Source organism: Amycolatopsis sp. NPDC039088 (assembly GCF_055598845.1).
This window is the reverse complement of sequence record NZ_JBVKAE010000009.1, coordinates 25,421-49,059: the sequence shown is the minus strand read 5'-3', so window position 1 is coordinate 49,059 and position 23,639 is coordinate 25,421. Positions and strand designations below refer to the sequence as shown.

Annotated in this window: 22 protein-coding genes; 10 read left to right on the top strand and 12 right to left on the bottom strand. The window is 68.3% G+C overall.

What is annotated here, in order from left to right; translation table 11 throughout:
• Positions 1-641: 641 nt before the first annotated feature.
• From ACZ7KI_RS13725 to ACZ7KI_RS13700, 6 genes are all read right to left on the bottom strand, one after another.
• The gene (locus ACZ7KI_RS13725) at positions 642-1,898 is read right to left on the bottom strand and encodes a helix-turn-helix domain-containing protein (protein ID WP_470273474.1); all 1,257 of its coding nucleotides are present in this window, start codon (positions 1,896-1,898) and stop codon (positions 642-644) included.
• Between the two features lie 30 nt (positions 1,899-1,928).
• The gene (locus tag ACZ7KI_RS13720; RefSeq protein WP_470273473.1) at positions 1,929-2,984 is read right to left on the bottom strand and encodes a chitinase; all 1,056 of its coding nucleotides are present in this window, start codon (positions 2,982-2,984) and stop codon (positions 1,929-1,931) included.
• A 208-nt stretch (positions 2,985-3,192) separates the two neighbouring features.
• Entirely contained in the window at positions 3,193-4,791 is a 1,599-nt protein-coding gene (locus tag ACZ7KI_RS13715) for a M28 family peptidase (RefSeq protein WP_470273472.1), read from the bottom strand.
• Positions 4,792-4,887: 96 nt separating this feature from the next.
• On the bottom strand, positions 4,888-7,152 hold the full coding sequence (locus ACZ7KI_RS13710; protein WP_470273471.1) for a M4 family metallopeptidase: 2,265 nt from the start codon (positions 7,150-7,152) through the stop codon (positions 4,888-4,890).
• A 278-nt stretch (positions 7,153-7,430) separates the two neighbouring features.
• Entirely contained in the window at positions 7,431-8,753 is a 1,323-nt protein-coding gene (locus tag ACZ7KI_RS13705) for a helix-turn-helix domain-containing protein (RefSeq protein ID WP_470273470.1), read from the bottom strand.
• 38 nt (positions 8,754-8,791) lie between these two features.
• Complete coding sequence (locus ACZ7KI_RS13700) at positions 8,792-9,001, bottom strand: DUF397 domain-containing protein (RefSeq protein ID WP_470273469.1); 210 nt, start codon at positions 8,999-9,001, stop codon at positions 8,792-8,794.
• Positions 9,002-9,183: 182 nt separating this feature from the next.
• Here ACZ7KI_RS13700 and ACZ7KI_RS13695 point away from each other — a divergent pair, with 182 nt between their 5' ends.
• The 3 genes from ACZ7KI_RS13695 to ACZ7KI_RS13685 all read left to right on the top strand — a co-directional run bounded on the left by ACZ7KI_RS13695 (position 9,184) and on the right by ACZ7KI_RS13685 (position 12,522).
• On the top strand, positions 9,184-11,046 hold the full coding sequence (locus ACZ7KI_RS13695) for a glycoside hydrolase family 9 protein (protein WP_470273468.1): 1,863 nt from the start codon (positions 9,184-9,186) through the stop codon (positions 11,044-11,046).
• A 112-nt stretch (positions 11,047-11,158) separates the two neighbouring features.
• Positions 11,159-11,944, top strand: a complete 786-nt coding sequence (locus ACZ7KI_RS13690; RefSeq protein WP_465504747.1) for an LOG family protein — start codon at positions 11,159-11,161, stop codon at positions 11,942-11,944.
• Positions 11,944-12,522, top strand: coding sequence for an LOG family protein (locus ACZ7KI_RS13685; RefSeq protein ID WP_470273467.1), 579 nt, complete (start codon positions 11,944-11,946; stop codon positions 12,520-12,522). The genes ACZ7KI_RS13690 and ACZ7KI_RS13685 overlap by 1 nt, the downstream gene beginning before the upstream one ends.
• 544 nt (positions 12,523-13,066) lie before the next feature.
• Here the strand turns inward: ACZ7KI_RS13685 and ACZ7KI_RS13680 are convergent.
• Positions 13,067-13,741: a lysophospholipid acyltransferase family protein gene (locus tag ACZ7KI_RS13680; protein WP_465504749.1), complete on the bottom strand. Its 675-nt coding sequence runs from the start codon at positions 13,739-13,741 to the stop codon at positions 13,067-13,069.
• A 51-nt stretch (positions 13,742-13,792) separates the two neighbouring features.
• Between ACZ7KI_RS13680 and ACZ7KI_RS13675 the strand changes: the two genes are divergently transcribed.
• Positions 13,793-14,695 (top strand): glucosyl-3-phosphoglycerate synthase, encoded by a 903-nt coding sequence (locus ACZ7KI_RS13675; protein WP_470273466.1) that lies wholly within the window; start codon positions 13,793-13,795, stop codon positions 14,693-14,695.
• Here the strand turns inward: ACZ7KI_RS13675 and cydC are convergent.
• The 4 genes from cydC to ACZ7KI_RS13655 are packed head-to-tail and all read right to left on the bottom strand — an operon-like array spanning position 14,684 to position 19,974.
• The gene (gene cydC / locus ACZ7KI_RS13670; protein WP_470273465.1) at positions 14,684-16,234 is read right to left on the bottom strand and encodes a thiol reductant ABC exporter subunit CydC; all 1,551 of its coding nucleotides are present in this window, start codon (positions 16,232-16,234) and stop codon (positions 14,684-14,686) included. The two genes, ACZ7KI_RS13675 and cydC, sit on opposite strands and share 12 nt — an antisense overlap.
• Positions 16,231-17,790 (bottom strand): thiol reductant ABC exporter subunit CydD, encoded by a 1,560-nt coding sequence (gene cydD / locus ACZ7KI_RS13665; protein ID WP_470273464.1) that lies wholly within the window; start codon positions 17,788-17,790, stop codon positions 16,231-16,233. Before cydD ends, cydC begins: the two co-directional genes overlap by 4 nt.
• Before the next feature lie 9 nt (positions 17,791-17,799).
• Complete coding sequence (locus tag ACZ7KI_RS13660) at positions 17,800-18,792, bottom strand: cytochrome d ubiquinol oxidase subunit II (RefSeq protein WP_470273463.1); 993 nt, start codon at positions 18,790-18,792, stop codon at positions 17,800-17,802.
• 3 nt (positions 18,793-18,795) lie between these two features.
• Positions 18,796-19,974: a cytochrome ubiquinol oxidase subunit I gene (locus tag ACZ7KI_RS13655; RefSeq protein WP_470273462.1), complete on the bottom strand. Its 1,179-nt coding sequence runs from the start codon at positions 19,972-19,974 to the stop codon at positions 18,796-18,798.
• 140 nt (positions 19,975-20,114) lie between these two features.
• Here ACZ7KI_RS13655 and ACZ7KI_RS13650 point away from each other — a divergent pair, with 140 nt between their 5' ends.
• From ACZ7KI_RS13650 to ACZ7KI_RS13625, 6 genes are read left to right on the top strand one after another with little or no spacing between them, the layout of a single operon-like run.
• The gene (locus tag ACZ7KI_RS13650; RefSeq protein WP_016331437.1) at positions 20,115-20,441 is read left to right on the top strand and encodes a helix-turn-helix transcriptional regulator; all 327 of its coding nucleotides are present in this window, start codon (positions 20,115-20,117) and stop codon (positions 20,439-20,441) included.
• Entirely contained in the window at positions 20,438-21,112 is a 675-nt protein-coding gene (locus ACZ7KI_RS13645) for a permease prefix domain 1-containing protein (RefSeq protein ID WP_470273461.1), read from the top strand. The genes ACZ7KI_RS13650 and ACZ7KI_RS13645 overlap by 4 nt, the downstream gene beginning before the upstream one ends.
• Before the next feature lie 28 nt (positions 21,113-21,140).
• A complete protein-coding gene (locus ACZ7KI_RS13640; protein WP_470273460.1) occupies positions 21,141-21,815 on the top strand; it encodes a permease prefix domain 1-containing protein in 675 nt (224 codons plus the stop codon).
• Complete coding sequence (locus ACZ7KI_RS13635) at positions 21,812-22,114, top strand: DivIVA domain-containing protein (protein WP_470273459.1); 303 nt, start codon at positions 21,812-21,814, stop codon at positions 22,112-22,114. Before ACZ7KI_RS13640 ends, ACZ7KI_RS13635 begins: the two co-directional genes overlap by 4 nt.
• Positions 22,111-22,560: an SRPBCC family protein gene (locus tag ACZ7KI_RS13630; protein WP_465504760.1), complete on the top strand. Its 450-nt coding sequence runs from the start codon at positions 22,111-22,113 to the stop codon at positions 22,558-22,560. Before ACZ7KI_RS13635 ends, ACZ7KI_RS13630 begins: the two co-directional genes overlap by 4 nt.
• The gene (locus tag ACZ7KI_RS13625; protein WP_470273458.1) at positions 22,553-23,125 is read left to right on the top strand and encodes a DNA-3-methyladenine glycosylase I; all 573 of its coding nucleotides are present in this window, start codon (positions 22,553-22,555) and stop codon (positions 23,123-23,125) included. Before ACZ7KI_RS13630 ends, ACZ7KI_RS13625 begins: the two co-directional genes overlap by 8 nt.
• Here the strand turns inward: ACZ7KI_RS13625 and ACZ7KI_RS13620 are convergent.
• Positions 23,122-23,613, bottom strand: coding sequence for a hypothetical protein (locus ACZ7KI_RS13620; protein WP_470273457.1), 492 nt, complete (start codon positions 23,611-23,613; stop codon positions 23,122-23,124). The genes ACZ7KI_RS13625 and ACZ7KI_RS13620 overlap by 4 nt on opposite strands.
• Positions 23,614-23,639: the final 26 nt, after the last annotated feature.

Here is a 23,639-nt window from a genome sequence, read left to right as displayed (position 1 = left end):
TTGGGACGGTGAACGTCCCAAATCCTCCACACTCGAGGTGTACCGGGTTCAGGGGCATGCCCCTGAAGTTCTGTTGATCAAGCTTCGCAACCGGGTGCGGCCCCGTGTCTATGAAGGAATTGGGACACTCAACGTCCCAATTCCTTCATAGACGTCGGCCTGCGCCATGACGAAGAGGTCCCCGACCTGCAGCATCCCGACTTTGCCCTCACAGTGGGAAAGGGGGCCTTCACGTACTTGACGACCACTCGGGACGGACCCCCCGAGCTGCAGAAGAACTTAAGGCGCGAATTTCAGACGCAGGACGCTAGCGCAGTGAAGGGGGCCTTCACCCACTCGCGAAGGTGTGAACGTCGAGTCCCCTCGGCTGAGCCGAGGGAAGGGGTCCTTCACGCGCCGCCGTTGTGACTGGTGGTGCCACTGAGCTCCTGATGACCTTCCGCGAGGAGCGAGGGGAACTTTGGGGGACCCTGGGTCCCTTAAGGAGTCCTTCACGGACCGGCCGCTACCCCGGCTCACCCACAGTAGGTACCCACACCCTTGGCCAAAATTCCCCAAATCACTCACGACCAGCGCGACAGCAAGGGACCTTTGCTCTCGCCGGGCCCGCTGACCTGCGGAAAGAGAGCAAGGGACCTTTGCTATCGCCCCGGCAGGTCCTCTTCGGCGCCGAGCAGGAGCAGCCCGCGCCGCAGCAGGTCCGCTGCCTCCTCGGAGCGGCCCTGGTCGCGAAGCAGCTCTCCCGCCTTGTCCACCGAAGCGGCCAGGACGCCGCGAGCGTCGCGAAGGGCGGCGACGTCGATGGCGTGCGCGAAGCGCGCTTCGGCTGCTTCGAGGTCTCCGCGCGCCAGAGCCAGCGAGCCCTGCTGGAAGGTGAGTGACGCGGAGTGCGGCGAGTCCGTCGGGATGGCTTCGGCCGCTTCGGTGAGCAGTGCGGCGGCGTCGTCGAGGCGACCGAGTTCGCGGCAGAGGTCGGCGAGTTCCAGGGTGACGGCGTGGTCGGGGGCCGCGGCCCGTGACGCGCGAAGGTCGGCGAGGGCGCCTTCGAGGTCGTCGGTTCGCCGGACCAGCGCCCGTGCGAACAGGCACCGGGCCAGCACCGGCCGCAGGGCGCGTTCGTGGAGGAAATCGTGCAGCACCGATACGGCGGCGACGGCGTCGGTCACCCGTCCTTCGCCGAGGTAGGTCTCGGCCAGCCGGCGCTGGTTCTCGCTGAGTTCGGTCAGGATCTCCTCATCCCCGCGAGCCAGCCGTAGCGCCTCGCTCGCGTGCTGCGCGGCCTGTGCGGTCTCGCCGAGGCGGAGGTGCCCTTCGGCGAGGTACGCGTGCAGGGTCAGCAGGAGCACCGGATGCGGATGGCCGTCGATGCTCGCGTCGAGCGCGGTCCGGAGCAGGTGCATCGCGTGGTGCGGCTCGCCCCAGCTCATCAGGACGTGCGCCCGCAGCGCGACGGCCAGTTCGCGGTAGGTCGGGATGTCGTCGCTGAGCGCGGTTTCGGCGGCGGCGATCAGACGCGGCCGGGTGTCGCCCTCGCTGTACCGCGCGAGCCACAGCCAGGCGAGCCCGGCCTGGCGCGTGCGGCCGATCCGCTCCGCCCGCCGCGCCAGCCGCCGCATCTTCGGAGCCGAGCCGTGCCCGGTGAGGAAGTCCGCCGCGGCCGCCGCGATGTCCAGCTCGAGCCGGACGTCGTCGCGGGGCGAGGTCACGCCGAGCAATTCGCCGGTGTCGACCCCGAGCCGGGCGGCGAAGTGGCGCAACGCGTCACCGGACGGGGTCCGCGCTCCCGTCTCGACGGACGAAACGTACGCGGCGGTGTAGTGCGGCTCGGCGAGTTCGCGCTGCGTGAGGCCACGCTCGGCGCGCAGCCGTCGCAGTCGTCCACCGATTTCCTCACCCATATCCGAGAACGATACGGCCGATCACCTGACTCAGCGGCCCTGCAGCCCCTTCACGTTCTGCCCGAACGTCCAGTTCCGCGAGCCGTCCCAGTTGATCGACCAGGTCATCAGCCCCTTGAGTGACGGAATGCTGCGCCACGCCTGCGAAACCAGGCTGGGCGACATGTACCCGCCACCGGCACCGGCTTGCGCGGGCAGCCCCGGAGCCTGCTTGTCGTAGGGAACGCGGATCGTCTGGCCCTGGATCACCAGACCCTTGTCGAGGCAATTCGTCTGCGCGACGAAGCCCTGAACCGTCCCGGCCTGATACGAATCGCCCGAGCAGCCGTACATGCTTCCGTTGTAGTACTGCATGTTCAGCCACCACAGTTTGCCGTTGTCCGCGTATTTCTTGACGATCGGCAGGTACGCGCCCCAGATCGACCCGTAGACGACACTGCCGCCGGTGACGTACGCGGTCTCCGGCGCCATGGTGAGACCGAAGTTCGCAGGCATCTGGGCGAGTACGCCGTCGATGATGCGGATGAGGTTGCTCTGCGACGGCGAAAGCGAGTTGATGTTCCCGTTGCCCACGAGACCGGTCTCGATGTCGATGTCGATCCCGTCGAAGTTGTACTTCTTCAGGATCGGCACGATGGTCGAGACGAATTTGTCGGCGACCGCGGTGGAGTTCAGGTCGATTCCCGCGGCGGCGCCGCCGATCGACATCAGGATCGTCGCGCCCGCGTCCTTGGCGGCGCACATTTCGGCGGGCGTCGCGACCTTCACAGTCGCGTCCATCCCGTCCTCCCATTTGACCGTTCCGTCGGACAGGATGACCGGAAAGGCGGCGTTGATCACGTTGTACCCGTTGGCTTTGATCCGCGCGTCGGTGATCGGGATCCAGCCCATCGGCGGATGGACGCCGTTCGAAGCGCCGTCCCAGTTCTCCCAGTAACCCTGCAGGACCTTGCCCGCGGGTTTCGACTTGACCGGGCAGACATCGGCGTCCACCGAGGCCTGCGCCGGAGTCAAGACGACGAGTGTGGTGACGGCGAGTACCGCCGCGCCGGTGATTGCGAGCAGCCGTGAGACGCGACCGAACATACCCAGCTCCCATCTCGAAAGCGGTTGTGAACGAACAGGAAGCGGCCGTTCGGCCCAACATAGGTCGCGGTGCCCGCACACCGCTACCGACGATCGGGTGGTCTAGACCAGATATCGAAAGGTTGTCCGGAATTCTTCCCCGTGAAAGCGCGAGGGCCATCTCACGAGGCCGGGTGTCCTCGTGAGATGGCCCTGGCGATTCAGATGGTCAGACGGTGATCGACCAGCTGTCGAGCGTGCCGGTGTCCTGGGCGTAGGCGTCGTAGAGCACGAGCGTCCACGTGCCGGATGCGGCTTCGCCGGTCACCGGGACCGAGTAGTTCCGGGTGCCGAGATCGGTGCAGGGCAGGGAACCGGTGGCCTTGACCGAATACGTGCTGCCGTCGGGGGCCTTCAGACTGATCCTCAGGTCCTCGGAGCAGGTGTGCGTTCCGGTGATCGTCACCTTCACCGGCGACGTCGCGGTGCCCGTCGCGGTGGAAGTGATCGGGCTGTTGACCGTGGCGTAGTCGTTCAACGCGTAGTCGGTGCCGTTGCTGAACGTGCGCACGCCACCGGAGCCGACGGTCAGCGTGTACTGCGCCGTGCGGTCCACCGAGGCACCGTCACCGGTCACCGTGATCGTGCTGGTGCCGTTGGGGGTGCTCGCCGACGTCGCGATGGTGAGCGTCGAGGATCCGCCGGATTGGACGGAGGCCGGGTTGAACGTCGCGGTCGCCCCGGCGGGAAGACCACTGGCGCTCAGCGAAACCGACTGCGCCGAACCGGACGTCGTCGTGGTGTTGACCGTGACGGTCGTCGACTGTCCTGCTTGGACGGTGCCGGACGTCGGCGAGAGCCCCAGCGAGAAGTCGTTGCCCGTCGGCGCGCTGACGGCGAGCTTCCAGAGCGCGTAGGCGATCGCGTCGCTGTTCTTCTCCAGCGGGGTGTCCGGGATGTTGGACAGCGTGTCACAGGCGCGGTGGTAGCAGTTGTCGAACGCGGCACCCGCGGTGCCGCCCCATTTCGCCCGCTGCGCGGTGGTCTTGATGTCCCCGGCGCCGGTCGCGAGGCCGCCGACCGGGATCCCCGCGCTCTTGAACGACGCGTGGTCCGAACGGCCGTCGCCTTCGGAGTCCCCTTCGGTCTGGATGCCGATCGAGGTGAAGTATTCGTCGAACACCGCCTTGACCGAGGCGACGTCGTCGTAGACGAAGTAACCCCAGTTGCTGGAGCCGATCATGTCGAAGTTCAGATATGTCTTGATCTTCGTGCGCTCGGTCGAGGGCAGGTTGCTGACGTAGTACTTGGACCCGCGCAGGCCCGACTCCTCGTCGGCCCACCAGCCGAAGCGGACCCGCTTGGCCAGTGTGGGGTTCTCGCGCGCCAGGGTCAGCGCGACTTCGAGGATGGAAGCCGATCCCGAGCCGTTGTCGTTGATTCCGGGGCCGGCGCTCACACTGTCGAGGTGGGCGCCGAGCATGATGACCTGACTGGCATCACCCTGCGGCCATTCCGCGATCACGTTCTGGCTCGAACCCGCGCAGGTCGTGCAGGTCTGCAGGGTCACGTTGTACCCGGCGGCCCGCAGCTTCTGCTCCACATAGGACACGGACGCCGGATAGCCGGGACGGCCGGAGGCGCGGTTGCCGCCGTTCTGGTTGGCGATCGTCTGCAGCGCGCTCAGATGCGCCTTGACGTTGGCGAGCGAGATGTCCGGTGCGGCGGTGATGGTCGCGGCCGTGACCGCTTGCGCGGGCGCCGTCACGACACCCAGTACGGCGGCCATGCCGACCACGGCCGCTCCTAGTCGCTTTCCCCACTTCATTGCCGGGGGTTTCCTTCCGGTAGTGGTCCGTGAAGGCCACCTTGAGGGACTCAGGGTCCCTCAAGGTGGCCTTCACGGATTGTTGGTGCGGAGGAACTAGAGGGTGATGGTCCAGCTGTCGAGCGTGCCGGTGTCCTGGGCGTAGGCGTCGTAGATCACGAGCGTCCAGGTGCCGGCGGCGACCTCGTTGGTCACGTTCACCGAGTAGTTCCGCGTGCCGAGATCGGTGCAGGGCAGGGAACCGGTGGCCTTGACCGAATACGTGCTGCCGTCGGGGGCCTTCAGGCTGATGCGAAGGTCCTCGGAGCAGGTGTGCGTCCCGGTGAGGGAGACCTTCACCGGCGACACCGCGTTGCCCGTCGCGGTCGACGTGATCGGGCTGTTGACCGTGGCGTAGTCGTTCAACGCGTAGTCGGTGCCGTTGGTGTAGGTCCGTTCGCCGCCGCCGGTGCCGACGGTCAGCGTGTACTGCGCGGTGTGCGTGCCGCTGGCCGCCGTGCCGGTCACCGTGATCGTGCTGGTGCCGTTGGGCGTGCTCGCCGACGTCGCGATGGTGAGCGTCGAGGACGCGCCCGACTGGACCGAAGCCGGGTTGAACGTCGCGGTCGCCCCGGCGGGAAGACCACTGGCGCTCAGCGAAACCGACTGCGCCGAACCGTTGACGGTCGTGGTGTTCACCGTGACGGTCGCCGACTGTCCAGGCTGGACGGTGCCGGAGGTGGGGCTGACACCGACCGAGAAGTCGTTGCCCTGCGGGGTGCACGAGGTCGGCTCACCGGTCGCCGCGGTGACACTGATCGCTTCCCACGCCGCCTTGGTGGTGTTGAACTCGGTGCAGGAACCCGGGTACAGCGCGAGCGCCGCTTCGAGGGTCGCCTTGCGGGCGGCCTTGTGGTTCCAGCTGGAGGTCTTCTTCAGCAGGCCGTTGTAGAAGATCTTCGCGGCCTTCTGGATGCCGAGACCGGTGATCGAGGTGTTGTTGCAGGTCGGGCTGGCGGGCTTGCCCGCCGGCGCGGTCCCCTCGGCCAGCAGGTAGAACCAGTGGTTCTGCGGGCCCGCGGCCGCGTGCACCTCGGTGTTCGGGATGGACGACGAGTAGCAGTTGGGGTTCCCGGAGATCTTGCTCGGCTGGTACATGTAGCGGATCGGGCCCTGGCCGACCAGGTTCACGCCCTCGCCGACCTCGTAGTCCGGGGTGTCCTTGGCGTTGTTGGCGTAGTGCTCGGTGATGGCGCCGAAGATGTCACCGGTGGACTCGTTCAGCCCGCCGTTCTCGTTGCCGCTGCCCGCGCCGCCCGGCGTGGTCTGGAAGATGGCGTGGCCGTACTCGTGCGCGACGACGTCCATCGAGGTGGCCTGGCGCTGGTTGTCCTGCGAGTGGCCGAAGGTGGTCGAGGAACCGTCCCAGTAGGCGTTGACCTGGTTGAGGCCGACGGAGGCGGGGAAGCCGCCGCCGCTGCCGTTGATGCCGTTACGGCCCAGCCACTCGCCGAGCATCTTCCACTCGGTCTGGACGCCGAAGAGCGTGTCGACACAAGCGGTTTCGAGGTTGGTGCCGGAACCGTTGCCCCAGTTGTCGTCGGGGCCGCTGTACACCGCGCCGTTCTGCGGCTTACAGCTGATGTTGGTGCGCTGCGGGTCGCGCATGGAGTAGGTGCCGCCGGAGTTCGTCGTGTCGATGGTGACGTTGCCGACGTAGTAGCTGTTCCCGGCGCCCAGGGTGCTGACGTCGTTCGACGTGCCCTGCGCGTGCGTGGGGAAGTTGGACTGCTTGACGTCGTCACGGGTATCGATGATCCCGCCGGTGACGCCGTCCACGAAGACGTGCAGGTTGCTCGGCGCCGATGCCTTCGTACCGGCGACGACCACCTCGTAGGCGAGCTTGGGAGAGTTCCCCGCCAGCACGACCAGCTTCGGCGCGGTGACCTTGTCCACTGTGGACAGCTGGCCGCGGGCGACCTCGGTCGCCTTCGCCGCGGAGATCTTGGCCTTGGTGTCGACCGAGATCGTCGCGGTCTCCGCGGCGCTGGTGCCGCGGACGCGTCCGGCGCCGTCGGCGACCACGACCGCGTCCCCGCCGACCACGGGCAGGCCACGATAGGTTCGTTCGTAAGCGGCGTAGAAGAGTCCTCCGCCACCTTGGGTCAGCCCGACGCGGCGGAAGCCCTCCTGGGCACTCTTGCGCAGACTGTCCACACCGGCTGCGGCGGCCTGGTCGGCCGCGTTCGCGGCCACGGAATCGGGGCTCGCGGGTTGGATGGTGGTGGTGGTCGCGTTCGCCGGGGTCACCGGGAACGTCAAGCTCATGGCAAGGCCGGCGATGGCCGCCAACCCTGTTCTGAGCCCTCGTTGAACGGTCATGGGGAACCTTCCATGGGCAGGACCGTGTACCCGGACGGCCAACGGCGCGGCGGGGAATGAGACCGAAGCGGGAACACGGCGGGGACGGGGAGCGTGTCCGCCGAAGATAACTGGAGTTATCCCGATGGACACGTCCGAGTAAAGGAGCCGGTAACCGGGGGAGTCAATGGGCCGGATGGCCTAGCCGGACAGTCGAAGATCATTTCGCGGGGAATAAAATCCCTGTGTAGTAAGGATTTTCCCGCCAGTCGCGATATATGGCGACTTTCGTATGGTTTTCAGTCCAGCGGCCCGGAATCGGACATAGCGGCCGCGCGAATGCCGCGCCGATAGGCCACTGACGCCTCTTCGATCAGCCCGCGGGCGCGCAACGTGTCACCCAAATGCAGCGAGGTCGCCACGAGAGCGCCGCGCAATTCCGACTTTTCCTGTGCGGTGGCGGCTTCTTCGAGCAACGCGGTCGCCTGCGGCAGATCGCCGCGCGCGCGGGCGATGAGTCCCAGTAAGCGGAGAACCTCCGCCTTGGCCTCGATGTCGGGGGATCGATCCAGAAGCGGGCGGATTCCCGCGGCCAGTTCGGCTGCCTCGTCGAGCGCGCCTTGACGGCGGCGGACGTCGGCGAGTTCGATCGTCGCGCCGAGCACACCTTCCCGGGACCCGGCTTTGGCCAAGAGGTCGCGGGCGAGCAGCAGTTCGGCGTGCGCGTCGTCGAGTTTGCCCAGTCGCCGCCAGAGGAAGCCGCGGGCCCAGCGGCTCCGGGCGGCGTCGCGGTCGTAACCGATGGAGGTGAACAGCCGCAGTGCTCGCGAAAGATCCTTTTCGGCGCGGTCGACCAGGCCGATCGCCTGCCACAGTTGGGCGGCCTGCCGGTGGTAGCGCGCGGAGATGTCCTTGCGGTGGGCGGAGGAGAGCGCGCGCCGCCCCTCCTCGGCGGCCCGCCGCGCACGGCGGAGCGCGCCCATTTCGATGAGCGGGTGGATGAGCGCGGTCACCAAGGCCAGTTCGGCGTCGGGATCGACGGGGCCGGTGGCGCGGAGTTCGGCGAGTGCGGTTTCGACGAGTGCGACCGAAGCGCCAAGATCACCCGATAGTGCGCGACAGGCGGCGACCCGGTTGATGATCATCGCGCGCAACCGCGGCGAAGCGGCTTCGGCGAGTTCCATCGCGTGCGCGAACCCCTCGGCCGCCGACGGGATGTCGTACCGCTGCCACTGGACTTCGCCGAGATAGAACCGCGCGTGGCACTGGACGTCCGGCAGCCGGTACGCGGCCGCCCGGCCTTCGATTCGGGCGAACTCCCGCTCGGCGGCGTCGAGGCCACCCTGCTGAAGCTCCCGATACGCCGTCTCGAGCGCGGCGGTGAGTACCTCGGCCGCGCCCGGCGGCCTGCCGAAGCGGAGTTCGTCCTCGGTCAGTCCGAGCCGCAGCGCGAGATGGGCCAGGACGTCGTCGGAGGGCACGCGGCTGCCGGACTCGACTTTGGCGAGGAAACCGCGGTCGTACCGGGGCTCGGCGAGCTCACGCTGAGTCAGCCCGCGCGCCTTGCGCAACCGCCGGATCCGCGCGCCGAGTGGTTCGGCCTCGGTTCGCAGGGACGCCATCGGTACACGGTAGACGATTTCTCGACGAGGTTCCGGAGTCAGCCGGAGAGGTGGGTGAGGAGTGCGGTGAAGCCGGTCGCGGAGACCACGAGGACTGGCCTGACCTCGGCCGGGAGCTCGCGCTGTTTGGTGTCGCGGATGCCGACGTGAGCGCCGTCGGTGCCGACTTCGACGCAGGCGTTCTCTTCGAAATGCGTATAGCTCGACTTGTGCCAGCCGGACAATCGCTCGTGCCAGGTGAGGGTCATCGGAACTCCATTCGGTCATCGGTCGGATACCCGCGAACAGTGCTTCGAACCCTGTGGCTTTCCCACGGGCAACCAAACCCTCCCGTCGGGTGAAACGGACATATTGACTCGGGGTGTCCCGCGGGCTAGCGTCTTGCGCCATAAAAAGGAAACTTTCTTAACTAATTACGAGCGGGGCGCCGATGATGGTGAGTTCCTGGTCCCGGGCGGTGGCCGCGGTTTCGGCACTGGTCCTCGGGGGTTTGACGGTGCCGGCGGTTTCGGCCGCGGCGGCGGTGCGAGGTGAGGTCCGGGTCGATCAGGTCGGCTACGGCATCACCGAGACCAAATACGCCTATCTCCTCTCCAGTGCGCCGGGGTCGTTCTCGGTGATCGACGAACGCGGCCGGACCGTCCATCGTGGACGGACCGGCGCCTCGCTCGGCGCGTGGAACGCGAAGTACCCGGCGGTGTACCAGCTCGACCTGTCGAAGGTCTGGCTGCCGGGCAAGTACCGGATCGAGGTCAGCGGCGAGACCAAGGCGACGTCGCCGACGTTCCGGGTGGACACGAAGCAGCGGCTCTTCACCCCGCTCGTCCGTGCCACCAACGAGTTCTTCCAGGCGCAGCGCGACGGTGACGACATCGTCCCCGGCCGTCTCGACCGCAAACCCTCGCACCTGGCGGACAAGCAGGCCACGGTCTACGACTGGCCGGTGTTCGCCGGCGAGGGTGGCGACGAGATCGCCGAACCGCTGAAGCCGATCGGCGGGCCGATCGACGTCGAGGGCGGTTGGGTCGACGCGGGCGACTTCGTCAAGTTCACCTCGAACACGGCGTACTCGCTCGCGGAAATGGGTTACGTCCTGCGTGAGGACTACGATTCCGTGCTGGCCAAGGAGGTCACCCTCGGCCTCGACTGGCTCGACAAGATGTGGGACGAGCGGACCAAGACGCTCTACGCCCAGGTCGGGATCGGCACGGGCAGCGAGAAGTTCGGCTTCCTCGGCGACCACGACGTCTGGCGGAACCCGCACGACGACGACCGGCTCGACGTGAAACCCGGTGACCCCGCGTACTTCGTCAAGCACCGGCCCGTTTTCCCGGCGAACCCCGGCGGGGCGGGGCTCAGCCCGAACCTCGCCGGCCGGGTCGCCGCCGCGTTCGCGCTCGGCGCGCAGGTGGAGGCGAGGCGGAATCCTTCGCTGGCCAGGAAGTACCTCGGCGAGGCGGCGTCGGTCTTCGCACAGGCCAAGACCGAGAACGTCGGCGAACTCGTCACCGCCTTCCCGCACGCGTACTACCCGGAATCGTCCTGGCGGGACGACATGGAACTCGGCGCGGCTCAGCTCGCCTTGGCGGGTAAGGCCTTGCGGGATCCGCGGGCGGCGGAATGGACGCGGCAAGCGTCGCACTGGGCGAAGGCGTACATCGACCTCGAAGAGAAGAGCACGCTCAACCTGTACGACACCAGCGCGCTGGCGCACGCCGAACTGGCGAAGCTCCTGCGGCACGGCGTCCCGGGTGCGGCGCTCGGGCCGAAGGAGCTGATCGGCGATCTCCGGCGTCAGCTCGACGAAGGTGTCGCGAACGCGGCGAAGAGTCCTTTCCGGACTGCGGTATCGGTGAAGGACTTCGACGCGGCGAGCAAGAGCTTCGGGTTCGCCGCGACCGAGCGGCTGTACGCAGAGGTCACCGGTGACCGCCGGTACGCCGCGTTCGGTTCGCAGCAGCGGAACTTCACCCTCGGCGCGAACGCGTGGGGCGTCTCGCTGGTCGTCGGCGTCGGCACGACGTCGCCGAAGTGCCCGCACCACCAGGCGGCCAACCTCGCGGGTGAGGAGAAGGTGCTCTACGGCGCGGTCGTGAACGGGCCGAACGGGGCGGAGCACTTCGCGGACCTGCCCTTCCCGGCGGGAGCGAAGGAGTGCACGAAGCCGTACGACGCCTTCGACACGACCGAGTCCCGCTACACCGACGACCTCGCCTCGTGGCCGAGCAACGAGCCCGCCATCGACTTCACCTCGACGGCCATGCTCGCGTTCTCACTGGCAGGCCGGTCCTAGCCGCTTTCGCGGGGCCCGCTCGCCGAGCGGGTCCCGCGTTCGCGTAGCCGACAACTTCTGTTCGCGGCGATGCTGCCACTCCGGACCGTGACGACGTCGTAGTCTTGGCGGGGTGAGTGAGACAAGCGAGTTCCCCGACGGCCAGTACCCGGAACGTCCGATCGAGCGCCACAAGGGCCCGGTCGTGCTGCGGCGGGATCGCCGTGACCAGGGCAGCACCACCGACCAGCGCCTGCTGGACTCACGGGGGCCGAGCGACTGGGTGCACACCGACCCGTGGCGCGTGCTGCGGATCCAGGCCGAGTTCGTCGAGGGCTTCGGCGCGCTGGCCGAGGTGCCGCGCGCGGTGACGGTGTTCGGTTCGGCGCGGACCAAACGGGACCACCCGGAGTACGAACTCGGCCGCAAGATCGGCGGCGCGCTCGCCAACGCCGGGTTCGCGGTGATGACCGGCGGCGGCCCCGGCGCGATGGAGGCGGTGAACCGCGGCGCCAACGAGGCGGGCGGGTTCTCCGTCGGCCTCGGCATCGAGCTACCGTTCGAGCAGGGCCTGAACCCGTGGGTCGACCTCGGCGTCAACTTCCGGTACTTCTTCGCCCGCAAGACGATGTTCATCAAGTACTCGCAGGCGTTCATCTGCCTGCCCGGCGGCTTCGGCACCCTTGACGAGCTGTTCGAGGCGCTCACCCTGGTGCAGACGAAGAAGGTCACGAAGTTCCCGGTCGTGCTGTTCGGCAGCAAGTACTGGGGCGGCCTGTACGACTGGATCGCCAGTTCGCTGCTCGCCGAGGGCAAAATCGGCCAGAAGGACCTCGAACTGCTGCACGTCACCGACGACATCGACGACGCCGTGCGCGTCGTGCAGGAGTCGTACAAGGCGTGGGAGGACACCCACTGATGGCGGCACCGCGCAGGGTATGCGTCTTCTGCGGCTCGTCGATGGGCTTCGACTCGCGCTACGCGGCCGAGGCCCGCGCGCTGGGCACGTTGCTGGCCGAGCGGGGGATCGGGCTCGTCTACGGCGGCGCGTCGGTCGGCACCATGGGCGTCATCGCGGACGCCGCGCTGGCCGCGGGCGGCGAGGTGATCGGCGTGATCCCGGAGGCGCTGGGCAGCGTCGAGATCGCGCACGCCGGCCTGACCGAACTCCACGTCGTCGCCGACATGCACCAGCGGAAGGCGAAGATGGCCGCGCTGTCGGACGGCTTCCTCACACTGCCCGGCGGGGCCGGGACGCTGGAGGAACTGTTCGAGGTGTGGACGTGGGCCCAGCTCGGGCTGCACGAGAAGCCGATCGGACTGGTCGACGTCGGCGGGTACTACGCGCCGTTGCTGAAGTTCGCCGACCACATGGTGTCGGAGGGCTTCCTGTCGGCGGGGTACCGGGACATGCTGCTGATCGACTCGGACGCTTCGGTCCTGCTGGACGGCTTCGCGGACTACGTGCCTCCTCCACGGCCTAAGTGGGCTAAGTAGGGCTTGTTTGGCGACGCCTCGGTCCGTGAAGGCCTCCTTGCCTACCTTGAGGGCGGGGTCCCGGCAAAGTCGCAGAGTTGCTGGTCAGTGCGGCTCTTGGTGGTCCGGATGTGGCATCGCTGATGCCCGCGGGGTCCGAGTGTGGAGGATTTGGGACGGTGAACGTCCCCAATCCTCCACACTCGAGGTGTACCGGGTTCAGGGGCATGTCCCTGAAGTTCTGTTGATCAAGCTTCGCAACCGGGTGCGGCCCCGTGTCTATGAAGGAATTGGGACACTCAACGTCCTAATTCCTCCATAGACGTCGGCCTGCGCCATGACGAAGAGGGTCCCCGACCTGCACGATCCCGACTTTGCCGGGCCCCTGACCTTGAGGGTAGGGAAGGAGGCCTTCACGGCATCTCGCCCAGGCCAGTCACGCCCGGAATGCGCCTAGTGTTGCCAAAGTCCGAATCGCGCGTGCAAGGAAAGGACCTTTCATTGCAGCGGAGAGGGCGAGCGCAGGAGCAAAAGGGAGCAAGGGACCTTTGCTACCGCCTACCGCTCAGGCAGCGCTCTGATCAGGGCGTTTGTGGTACGAGTCGACGTACTCCTGCCCCGAAAGCTCCAGGATCGCGTACATGATCTCGTCGGTCACCGAGCGCCGGATCGCCGGCGACGAGTCCTGTCCCTCGTACCGCGAGAAGTCCAAAGGCGAGCCGTAGGTGACGGTGATCTTCGCCCGGCGCGGGATCCGCTTCCCGGCGGGCTGCAGGTGTTCGGTGCCGGAGAGCGCGACGGGGACGACCTTCGCGCCGGTCGCCAGCGCCAGTGCCGCGACGCCGGTGTGGCCGCGGTGCAGCCGCCCGTCCAGCGAGCGGGTGCCCTCGGGGTAGATGGCGAACGCGCCGCCCGCGTCGAGCACCTTCCGCGCCGCCTCCAACGCGGCGAGACCGGCCTGCGCGTTACCGCGTTCGACCGGGACGTAGCCGAGGCCGCCCAGGAAACCGGCCATCAGTTTGCCCTTGAGCCCGCGGCCGGTGAAGTACTCCGCCTTGCCGAGGAACTTGACCTGCCGCATCGCCGTGAAAGTGATCACGCCGGTGTCCAGCGCCGCCCGGTGGTTGGGTGCCAGCAGCACCGGGCCCTCGGCGGGGATGTTCTCCACGCCGCGGATGTCGGGGCGGTACAGAGCCCTGACCAGCGGGCCCAGCACGAATCGGACGAGTAGCGGTAGCAAGGTTCCTCCATCGACAGGGTGTCGGACTCCAGCATGGCACGATCACTACTCATGAGTTGGTTCGAGCGGCGTACGTGGCAGAATCCCGATTGGACGCTCGACGACATCGTCGCTGCGAAGGGTGACCGGACGGTTTCGGTCGTGCTACCGGCACTCGACGAAGAGGACACCGTCGCCGAGGTCGTCGGCACGGTCCGGCCTCTGCTGGGCACGGTCGTCGACGAGCTGATCGTGATGGACTCCGGCTCCACCGACGCCACCGTCGAGCTCGCCGAACGCGCCGGCGCGCGGGTGGTGCACCGCGAGGACGTGCTGTCTGAGCTGCCACCGGTGCCGGGCAAGGGCGAGGTGCTGTGGCGGTCGCTGGCCGCGACGACCGGCGACGTCGTCGTGTTCCTCGACTCCGATCTCGTCGACCCGGATCCGGCGTTCGTGCCGACGTTGCTCGGTCCGCTGCTTTGCGAGGACGGCGTCCACCTGGTCAAGGGTTTCTACCGCCGACCCCTGCGCTTGGAGAGCAGCGGCGGCGGCCGGGTCACCGAGTTGCTGGCGCGACCGGTCCTGTCGGCGCTGCGCCCCTCGCTGTCCGGGCTCATCCAGCCTCTCGGCGGCGAGTACGCCGCGACGCGCGAGTTCCTCGAGTCGGTGCCCTTCGCGGCAGGGTACGGCGTCGAGATCGGGCTCATCCTCGACGCCGAAGCGCGCTACGGCCTCGAAGGGCTCGCGCAGGTCAACCTCGGCGTACGCAAGCATCGCAACCGTTCGCTGCTTCAGCTGGGCGTCATGGCGCGGCAGATCCTCGGGACGGCGCTGGCGCGTTGCGGCATCAAGTCCGACGACCCGGCCCAGCTCACCCAGTTCGTGCAATTAGAGGACGAATGGTTGCCGGAGGTCGCCGAGGTGTCGATCAGCGACCGGCCGCCGATGCGGGAAGTGCGCGGCCTAGAGGCGTAGGACCTCGTCGAACCCGGCCACCTGCGACTCACGATGCGTCACGAGGACGACGGTGCCGCGTGCGGCCGCGAGAACGTCGGCCAGGACGGCGTCGCCGTGTTCCGGGTCCAGTCCCTCGACGGGCTCGTCCAGCACCAGGATCGGCGGCGCGGCCAGCACCGCTCTGGCGAGCACGAGCCGCTGGCGCTGCCCGCCCGACAGAGCGTCACCGTCCGAGCCGACCTCACGGTCCAGCGGCAGGTCGAAACCCGCCGTCGCGCAGGCTTCGAGCAGTTCGGCGTCCGCGGCGCCGGGTTTCGCGAGCAGCAGGTTCTCCCGGACTGTCGTGTGGAAGACGTGCGCGTCCGCGAGCGCGCCCGAAACCACCGACGGCAGCAGCGCGGGGTCGTACTCGTCGAGCGGCTTCCCGTTCAGCTCGACCCTCCCGGACGTCGGCGCCACGAACCCGAGGAGCACGTTCAGCATCGTCGTCTTCCCGGCGCCGCTCGGCCCCAGGATCCCGACGCGCTTCCCCGGCGGAAGGTCGAGGTCGACCCCTTCCAGCGCCGGAGCTCGGCCCGGGAACCGCACACCGACGCCTTCGAGCCGCAGGTGTCCCGGTTCGGGCACCGAAGTTCCGCGTGCGGGAACGGGTTTGGTCAGCAGCGCGCGCATCCGTTTCGCCGAAGCCTGGACCTCGACCCAGCGCTGAGCCGCCGCGGTCAGGGGGAGGAACAGCTCGAACACGGTCAGCGCGCCGAGCGCCAGTGCCGCCGTCAGCGGCGTCGAAACCCCGGCGGTCAGCGCGATCGTGACGCAGGTCAGCAGCTGGACCAGCATCCCGGCGGCGGAGAGCAGGCTGGTCCGGTTCGCCGTGGCCCGGTCACGCGCGGCGAGGGCGTCGACGGCGGTGTGTGCCGCGTCCACAGTGGACTCGTGGACGCCGTACGCGATCAGCTCACGTCGTCCGGTGATCAGCTCGACCGCCCGTTCGGCGAGGTCGGCCCGTGCCGGAGCGCTCTTCTCCGCCGCCACGCGAGTGATCCGCACGCACAGCCACGGCAGCCCGATTCCCGCGACGGCGAGACCGAGCGCCAGCACCAGGCCCGCCATCGGGCTGACGATCAGCGCGACCGTGGTCGAGGCCAGTCCGACGAACGCGGCGACCCCGGCGGGCAGGAGACAGCGCAGGATCGCGTCCTGCACCGCGTCCACATCGGACACCAGCCGGGTCACCAGGTCGCCGCCGGAGTGCCGGGAGACCCGATGCGGCAGCAAGGAGGTGTACACCCGGGTCCGCAACGCGCCGAGGTAGCGCAGGACGACTTCGTGCCCGGCGAGCCGCTCGGCGTACCGCAGTCCGCCGCGCAGCAACGCCAGCGTGCGGACGGCGACGATCGCCACGGTCAGCGACGCCAGCGGCGGCTGCTCGGCCGCCTTCAGCAGCAGCCACGCGGCGGTGGCCATCAGCGCGAGCCCGGCTAGTTCGGCACCGGACGCGATCAGCCCGGCGCGGATCAGCCGGACCACATCCTTTGTGGACACTCCCCAGACGTTCACACCAGTTCCCGATCTCTTACGGTGCCGCCGCGGACTTCGACGACGCGGGTGGCCAGCGCGGCCATCGCGGGCCGGTGGGCCACGAGTACCGCCGTCCGGCCGACGAGCAGTTCACGGGTCGCGCCGAGCACGGCGGCTTCGGCCTCCGCGTCGAGCCGCGCGGTCGGCTCGTCGAGCAGCACCAGGCCCGCTTCGGTGCGGGCGAGCGCCCGCGCGAGGCCGAGCCGTTGCCGTTGCCCCGCCGAAAGCGGCGCGCCCAGCTCCCCGATCCGCGTCCGGTAGCCGTCCGGCAGGCCGCGCACGACGTCGTCGAACGCCGCCGCGTGCGCCGCCGCCTGGACGTCCGGCAGCCGGCCCATGGCGATGTTCTCCTCGACGGTCCCCGCGAACAACGTCGGCCGCTGCGGCACCCACGCCGTCCCCGCCCGCCACGGTCCGGGATCCAGTTCCCGCAGGTCTACGCCGTCGACCAGGACCCGGCCGGACGTCGGCGTGACGAACCCCAGCAGTACCGCCAGCAGTGTGCTCTTCCCGGAACCGCTCGGTCCGACGAGTGCGACCTGCTCGCCCGCCTCGATCGTCATGTCCACTTCGGACAGCACGACGTGATCGCCGTACGCCACGCTGACCTTCTCCAGCACGATCTCCGGCGCGCCGCACCGGGTGACCTGGGAATCACGGACGACCTCCGTCGAACGGACGGCGAGTGCCTCCCGCAGGGTCGCGAGTCCCTCCGCGCTGGCGTGGAATTTCGCCCCGGCCGCCCGCAACGGCAGGTAGGCCTCGGGGGCGAGCAGCAACACCAGCACCGCGGTGTGCACGGCCATTCCGCCTTCCAGCAACCGGAAGCCGATCGGCACCGCGACCAGCGCCACCGACAGCGTCGCCACCAGTTCCAGTACCAGCGCGGACAGGAACGCGACCCGCAGCGTGCGCATCGTCGCGTCCGTATGCGCGTCCGCCATCGCCCGCACCGTCATCGCCTGCGCCTCCGCCCGCCCGAACACCTTGAGCGTGCCGAGCCCGCGTACGACGTCGAGGAAATGCCCGCCCAGCCGGGAAAGCAGCCGCCACTGCTTGGCCGTCTCGGCCTTCGTGTGCTGGCCGACCAGGATCGCGAACACCGGGATCAACGGCAGGGTCGCGGTGATGATCAGCGCCGAAGCCAGATCCGCGGCGAACAGCCGGACGAGCACCGCGACCGGCACGATCGCCGACAGCACCAGCGTCGGCAGATAGCCGGTCAGATACGCGTCACCGGCGTCGATCCCTTTGGTCACCAAGGTCGCGACCTCACCGGGATTCTCCGCCTCCGCACCGAGAAGCCGTTTGCGCAGCCCGGCTTTGACCGTCGCCGCGAACCGGCCGCCGACGGAACCTTGGACGCCCGCGAGCAGCGCCCGGACCGCGATGGCGGCCACGAGCGTCCAGGTCACACCGCCGCCGGTGAGCAGCGTCGCGAGACCGTCCGCCTGGGCGAGAATCGCCACCGCGGTCAGCGTGCCGAGGACGGCCAAGACGCCGAAGTGGCGCCGCAGTCCGGGAAGGGGAGGCATCACAGGCTCCTAGAAGTGCAGCAGCGAGCGCTGGTCGACCCGACCGGCGTTGCGCCGCCAGGTCACCCACTGCACGGCGGCGATCACCACCAGCGCGGGCGGCAAGACGAAGGTGAGCAGGCCGAGCGTCTCGGTGCCGGTAGCGGCTTCGGTCAGGCTCAAGGAGAATCCGCCGTCCACAGAGGACACCAGTGCGTCCGGCAGGCGCAGTGTCCCGACGGCGAGCACCGGCGACGCCGACAGGACCATCGTGGCGACCAACGCCGACCTGTGCCGCCCCGCGCGCAAAGCCGCGGCCGCGGCCCCCAACGCGCCGAACGCCAGGACGATCGCGGGCAGCACGGTCCACGACGCGGTGGTCTCGAAGGTACCCCAGCCGACCGCCACGACCAGGAACGCGAACGCGGGCGCGAGCAGCGCCTTGGCCGTCCGGTTCGCGCGGGCGGTGAATTCGGACGGGGCCCGGACGGCGAGGAAAGCCGCACCCTGCAAGGCGAACAGCGCGACGAACCCGGCGCCCCACAGCAGCGCGTACGGTTCGAAGGCGGCGAGGACACCGCCGGTCGGCAGCCCCGCGGCGTCGAGCGGGAGCCCGAGGACGAGGTTGCCGAGGAACACTCCCCAGGACACCGCCGTCACCCAGGCGCCGACGGTGATCGCCAGCGTCCAGGTGCCGCGTCCGGCGTCCGGCCGCCTGCTGCGCAGCTGCACCGCCGCGGTGAACGTGACCAGCCCGAGCAGCAGGGTGACGACCGGTACGTACGCCCCGGAGAACACTTTTCCTTCCAGATGCGGGAAAGCGCCGAACAGGACGCCGACCGCGGCCACCAGCCAGACCTCGTTGGCCAGGAAGAACGGGCCGAACGCGCCGAGCACCCGCCGTCGTTCGCCCTCGTCACGGCTGAGCCTGCCGAGCAGCATCCCGACGCCGTAGTCGTAGCCGGCGAGCGCGAAATAGCCCGCCGTCAGGAAACCGAGCACACACCACCACAGGATCACCATGGGTCAGACTCCGCTCAGGACGGGAAGTGCGGTACGAGGCGCCGCCGCCTCTTCTTCGGGTTCCGGGCCGCGTTTGGCGACCCGTGACATCAGCACCCAGTCGGCGATCGCGAGTACCGCGAACAGCACCGTGAAAGCGATGAAGGAGAACAGGATCTGGCCCGCGGGAATCCCCGCGACGGCGTCGGCGGTGGTCAGCCGCCCGCGGATCAGCCAAGGCTGACGGCCGAACTCCCGCACCAGCCAGCCGAAGATGGCGGCGATGAACGGCAGCGGGATGGCCAGCACCATCACGTACAGCAGGGGCCGCACCTTGGTGATCCAGTTCCGGTACAGCAACAGCGTTCCGAGGATCGAGGCGAGGAAGGCGATGAACCCGATCTGGATCATGAATCCCAGCGGGGCACCGACCAGCGGCCCCGGTGACTTGAGCTTGTCGGGATGGTATTCACCGAGCGGCCCGAACTGCGCGAAGCCGAAGCCGATCACCATCGTGCTGCCGACCAGCGAGGTCAGCACACCGATCCGCATCGACCGCCGGAAGAACTCGATCTCCTTGGTGCGCTTGATGAAGTGGTACGCGCTGACGCCGACCACGAAGAAACCGCCGGTCATGAGCGCGGCGCTCAGCACATGCGGCAGCGACATCGCCAGCGCCGGGTTGGTGAACAGCGCGCCGAAGTCGTCGAGTTTCAGCACCCCGTTCTCGGCGTGCGTCCCGACCGGGTTCTGCAGGAACGAATTGGCCACCATGATGAACAGCGCCGAGGCGTACGCGGTCAGCGTGATCAGCCAGATCAGCGCGAGGTGGACCCATTTGTTCAGCCGCCCCCAGCCGAAGATCCACAGGCCGAGGAAGGTCGATTCGGCGAAGAACGCCACCAGCGTCTCGATGGCCAGCGGTGCACCGAAGACGTCGCCCGCGACCGTGGACAAACCGGTCCAGGTCAGTCCGAACTGGAATTCCATCACGATTCCGGTGACGATTCCCAGCGCGTAATTGATCACATAAAGCCTGCCCCAGAAACGTGTCATCCGCATCAGCTCGGGCTTGCCGCCGAGCGCGGAGCGTGTCTGCATCACCGCGACGAGTGTCACGAGCCCCAGTGTGAGCAGCACGAACAGGAAGTGGAACGAGGTCGTCGTCGCGAACTGGAGTCTCGCGATCGGGAGTGCGTCCATGTCGAGGCACTGTATACGTAGGCTGGCTACATGTAGCCACTAAATCTATGAAATCGGGGTGATCTAGGGGACATTCCCTGAGGTGCTTCCGGGTAGAACCCCAGTACCCTGATGATCGATGATGTGTAGACTGTCTATCTATGAAGGCCGACAGTCTGCGCGGGCACCTCGACGCGCTGCTCCTCGCCGTCCTCGACGGCCGGAAGCTGCACGGATACGCCATCATCGAGGCGCTCCAGCTGCGCAGCGACGGCGCGCTCGACCTGCCGACGGGGACCGTGTATCCGGCGCTCCGCCGGTTGGAGCGCGCCGGATACCTTGCCAGCGAGTGGGATGTGGTGTCCGGTCGCAAACGGCGTACGTACAAGCTGACCCGCTCCGGGCAGAAGGCGCTCGCCGCGGAACGGGCGGAGTGGCAGGAGTTCACCACCGTCATTGGTGGTGTCCTCGGGGGGAGCACGGCATGAGCGCGATCGAGCCTTACCTCTCGGAGCTGGACAGACGGTTGAGCGGGTCGGCAAGGGCAAAGGCCGATCTGCTCACCGAAGCGAGGGACGGTCTGCACGACGCGGCCGAGGCGTATCGCGAGGGCGGTGTCGAAGCGGCGGAAGCCGAACGACGGGCGGTCGCCGATTTCGGCCCGGTCGACCTGATCGCTCCCGCCTACCAGGCCGAGCTGGGACTTCGTCGCGACATCCGCGTGCTGTGGGAGCTGATTGTCGGTGTGCCCGTGCTGAGCCTCGCCTGGGATTTCGCCAGGGCGCTGAGCTTCGGTGACTGGTCGCGGTTCGGCGCCCCGCCGCCGTCGTGGTACCACCGCGTGATCGACGCGGCCGACATCTTGGTGGCGCTGTCCCCGGCCGTCGCGATCGCCGGGGTGATCGCGGCACGGTCGCTCTCCCGGCGCGGCGACGGCGCGCCAGCCGCCCGCGTGGTTTCGCTGGCGATGGCCGGGGCGGTGGGGGCGAACCTGCTCGCCGTCACGATGTACGGCGGCGCGACCGGGGTGCTTGAGCCAGCCCGGCTGGTCGTCAGCGTGCCGTGCGTGGTGATGTCCGCGGCGTGGATCCTGTTCAGCTTGCGGCTCACGGTCGCCGCGCGTCGCCACCGGCGGCCGGAAATGGCGATCGCGGCCTGACCGCGCGGAGTTTCGGGAGAACTACGGCATGACTGTGATCGAGGCCTATCTCGGTGACCTGCGCACGCGGCTTGACGGCCCGGCGTCGGCGAAGCGGGACCTGCTGCGCGAAGCGCGGGACGGGCTCAACGACGCCGCCGACGCCTACCGCGAGGGCGGCTGGAGCGAACAAGAGGCGCAGAAGCGCGCCGTCGACGATTTCGGGCCGGTGCACCTGATCGCGCAGGGCTACCAGGCCGAACTCGGGATGCACAGCGGCACCCGCACGCTCTGGAAACTGATCCTCGGCGTGCCGTTGATGCAGCTCACCTGGGATTTCGCCCGCAAGTGGACCTTCGGTGACTGGTCGCAGCTCGCGACGCCGACACCGGCTTGGTACAAGTACATCGCCCAGCTCACCCATGGTTCGGTGTTCCTCGTGCCGGTGCTCGGCCTCTTCGCGCTCGTCTGCATGCGCTGGCTCTCGCGGCGGATGGACGGCGTCCGGCTGGTCCGTACCGCCGGCGTGCTGATCGGCGAGGCCGTCGGACTGAACCTGCTTTCGGTGGCACTACTGGTGTTCGCCACCGGGTTCATCGACGCGTCGCGGCTGTTCCTGTCCGTGCCGTGCGGGATCCTGATGGTCCTCTGGGTGGTGCTCAGCGTGCGACTCGCCTTGCTGGCGAGACGATCGTGGCGTTCGTGTGCCACGATCGTCGCGTGACGACCGCCCTGATCTACCTCGTAGTCATGCTGCTGGTGGCCGCAGTGGTGTTTCTGCTGGCCGCCGTGGTGTTCGGCCGGGGTGAGGAACTGGCCCCGCTGCCGCCCGGCAGCTCGCCGACCAGGCTGCCCGCCGAGGACATCACCGCCGAGGACGTCGACGCCGTCCGCTATCAGATGGTGCTGCGCGGGTACAAGATGTCCGAAGTGGACTGGGTGATGCGGCGGCTCGGTGTCGAGATCGACGAGTTGCGGTCAAGGGTGGCCGAGCTGGAAGCCGAGCGCGAGGGCGCCAAGTGACCGATGTCGTCGTCTCCGTCGACGTCGCGGTACCGGCCGGGACGGCTTGGCTCGCGCTGACCGACTGGGAGCGCCAGGGCGAGTGGATGCTCGGCACCGACGTCAAGGTCGTCGAGGGCAACGGGCGCAGCGTCGGCTCGAAGCTGTCGGCCTTCACCGGCGTCGCGGGGATCGGGTTCACCGACACCATGGAGATCACCAGCTGGGAACCGCCGCTGCGCTGCGTCGTGCGGCATCTCGGCAAGATCGTGCAGGGCACCGGGGTCTTCCAGGTGATCGAGAAGGGGCCGCATTCGTCGACCTTCGTCTGGGCGGAGCATCTGCGGCCGCCGTTCGGCGTCGTCGGGCGGCTGGGCTGGCCGGTCGCGAAACCGGGATTCGAGCTGGGACTGAGGCTGAGTTTGCAAAGGTTCGCGAAATACGCGGAGGGGTACCGGGTTGGCTGAGGCGGGTCTGCTGGGTTCGGACGGGGTCAAGCGGTGTTCGTGGGGGAACTCCGCCCCGGACTACGTCGAATACCACGACACCGAATGGGGCGTCGAACTCCACGGCGACGAGGAGTTGTACGAGCGCCTGTGCCTGGAGTCTTTCCAGTCCGGGCTGTCCTGGATCACGATCCTGCGGAAGCGGGAGTCGTTCCGGAAGGCGTTCAAGCGGTTCAAGCCGAAGAAGGTCGCGGCATTCACCGACGACGACGTTTCCCGGCTCATGGAGGACGCGTCGATCGTGCGGAACCGGGCGAAGATCCTGGCGGCGATCAACAACGCGCGGGCGATCGAGGAGCTCGACGGTTCGCTGGACGACCTGCTGTGGTCGTTCGCGCCTGAGTCGCATGTCCGGCCTCGCACGATGGCGGACGTCCCGGCGATCACCGACGAGTCGAAGGCGATGGCGAAGGAACTCAAGAAGCGCGGCTTCGTCTTCCTGGGGCCGACGACGTGTTACGCGCTGATGCAGGCGACCGGGATGGTCGACGACCACGTGAAGGACTGCTTCCGGGCGAAGGGTTAGGAGCTGCTTCGGTGGTGGAGGTCGTCGGCCAGCCGCTCCAGCTTTCGGTAGCTGCCGTCGAGTTCGATCACGCCACCGTCACGCAGGTCGATGGCGCATCTCGCGACGTACGCGAGGGGGATGACGTGGCTGAACCGCAACTCGGTGCCCTGGTAACGCACTGAGCGGATTTCGGCCCACGTGATCGCGTGCCGGACCTTGCGTCCGTAGACCTCCGCGAAACCGCCGGTGAAGACGTAGAGGCCGCCGTCGAGACGTTTTCGCGTCGACACACACCACCACAGGAAGAGCGGCGGCCACACGAACAGCACTATGGCCAGCGCTCCCGTCAGGTCACCTTCGCGGATCCCGAGCGCCAGAGCGCCCGCGAGTGGCGCGAAGGCGAAGAAGGTGCTGAGCACCCCCGGCCGATGGCGGTAGCGACGAAGGCAGTCGCCAAGGTCGTGTTCCGCGGCTTTCGCCTTGAGATGGGGCGGGGTCGGGATCACGCCAGGACGCTAGCCGCTCCTGTCCG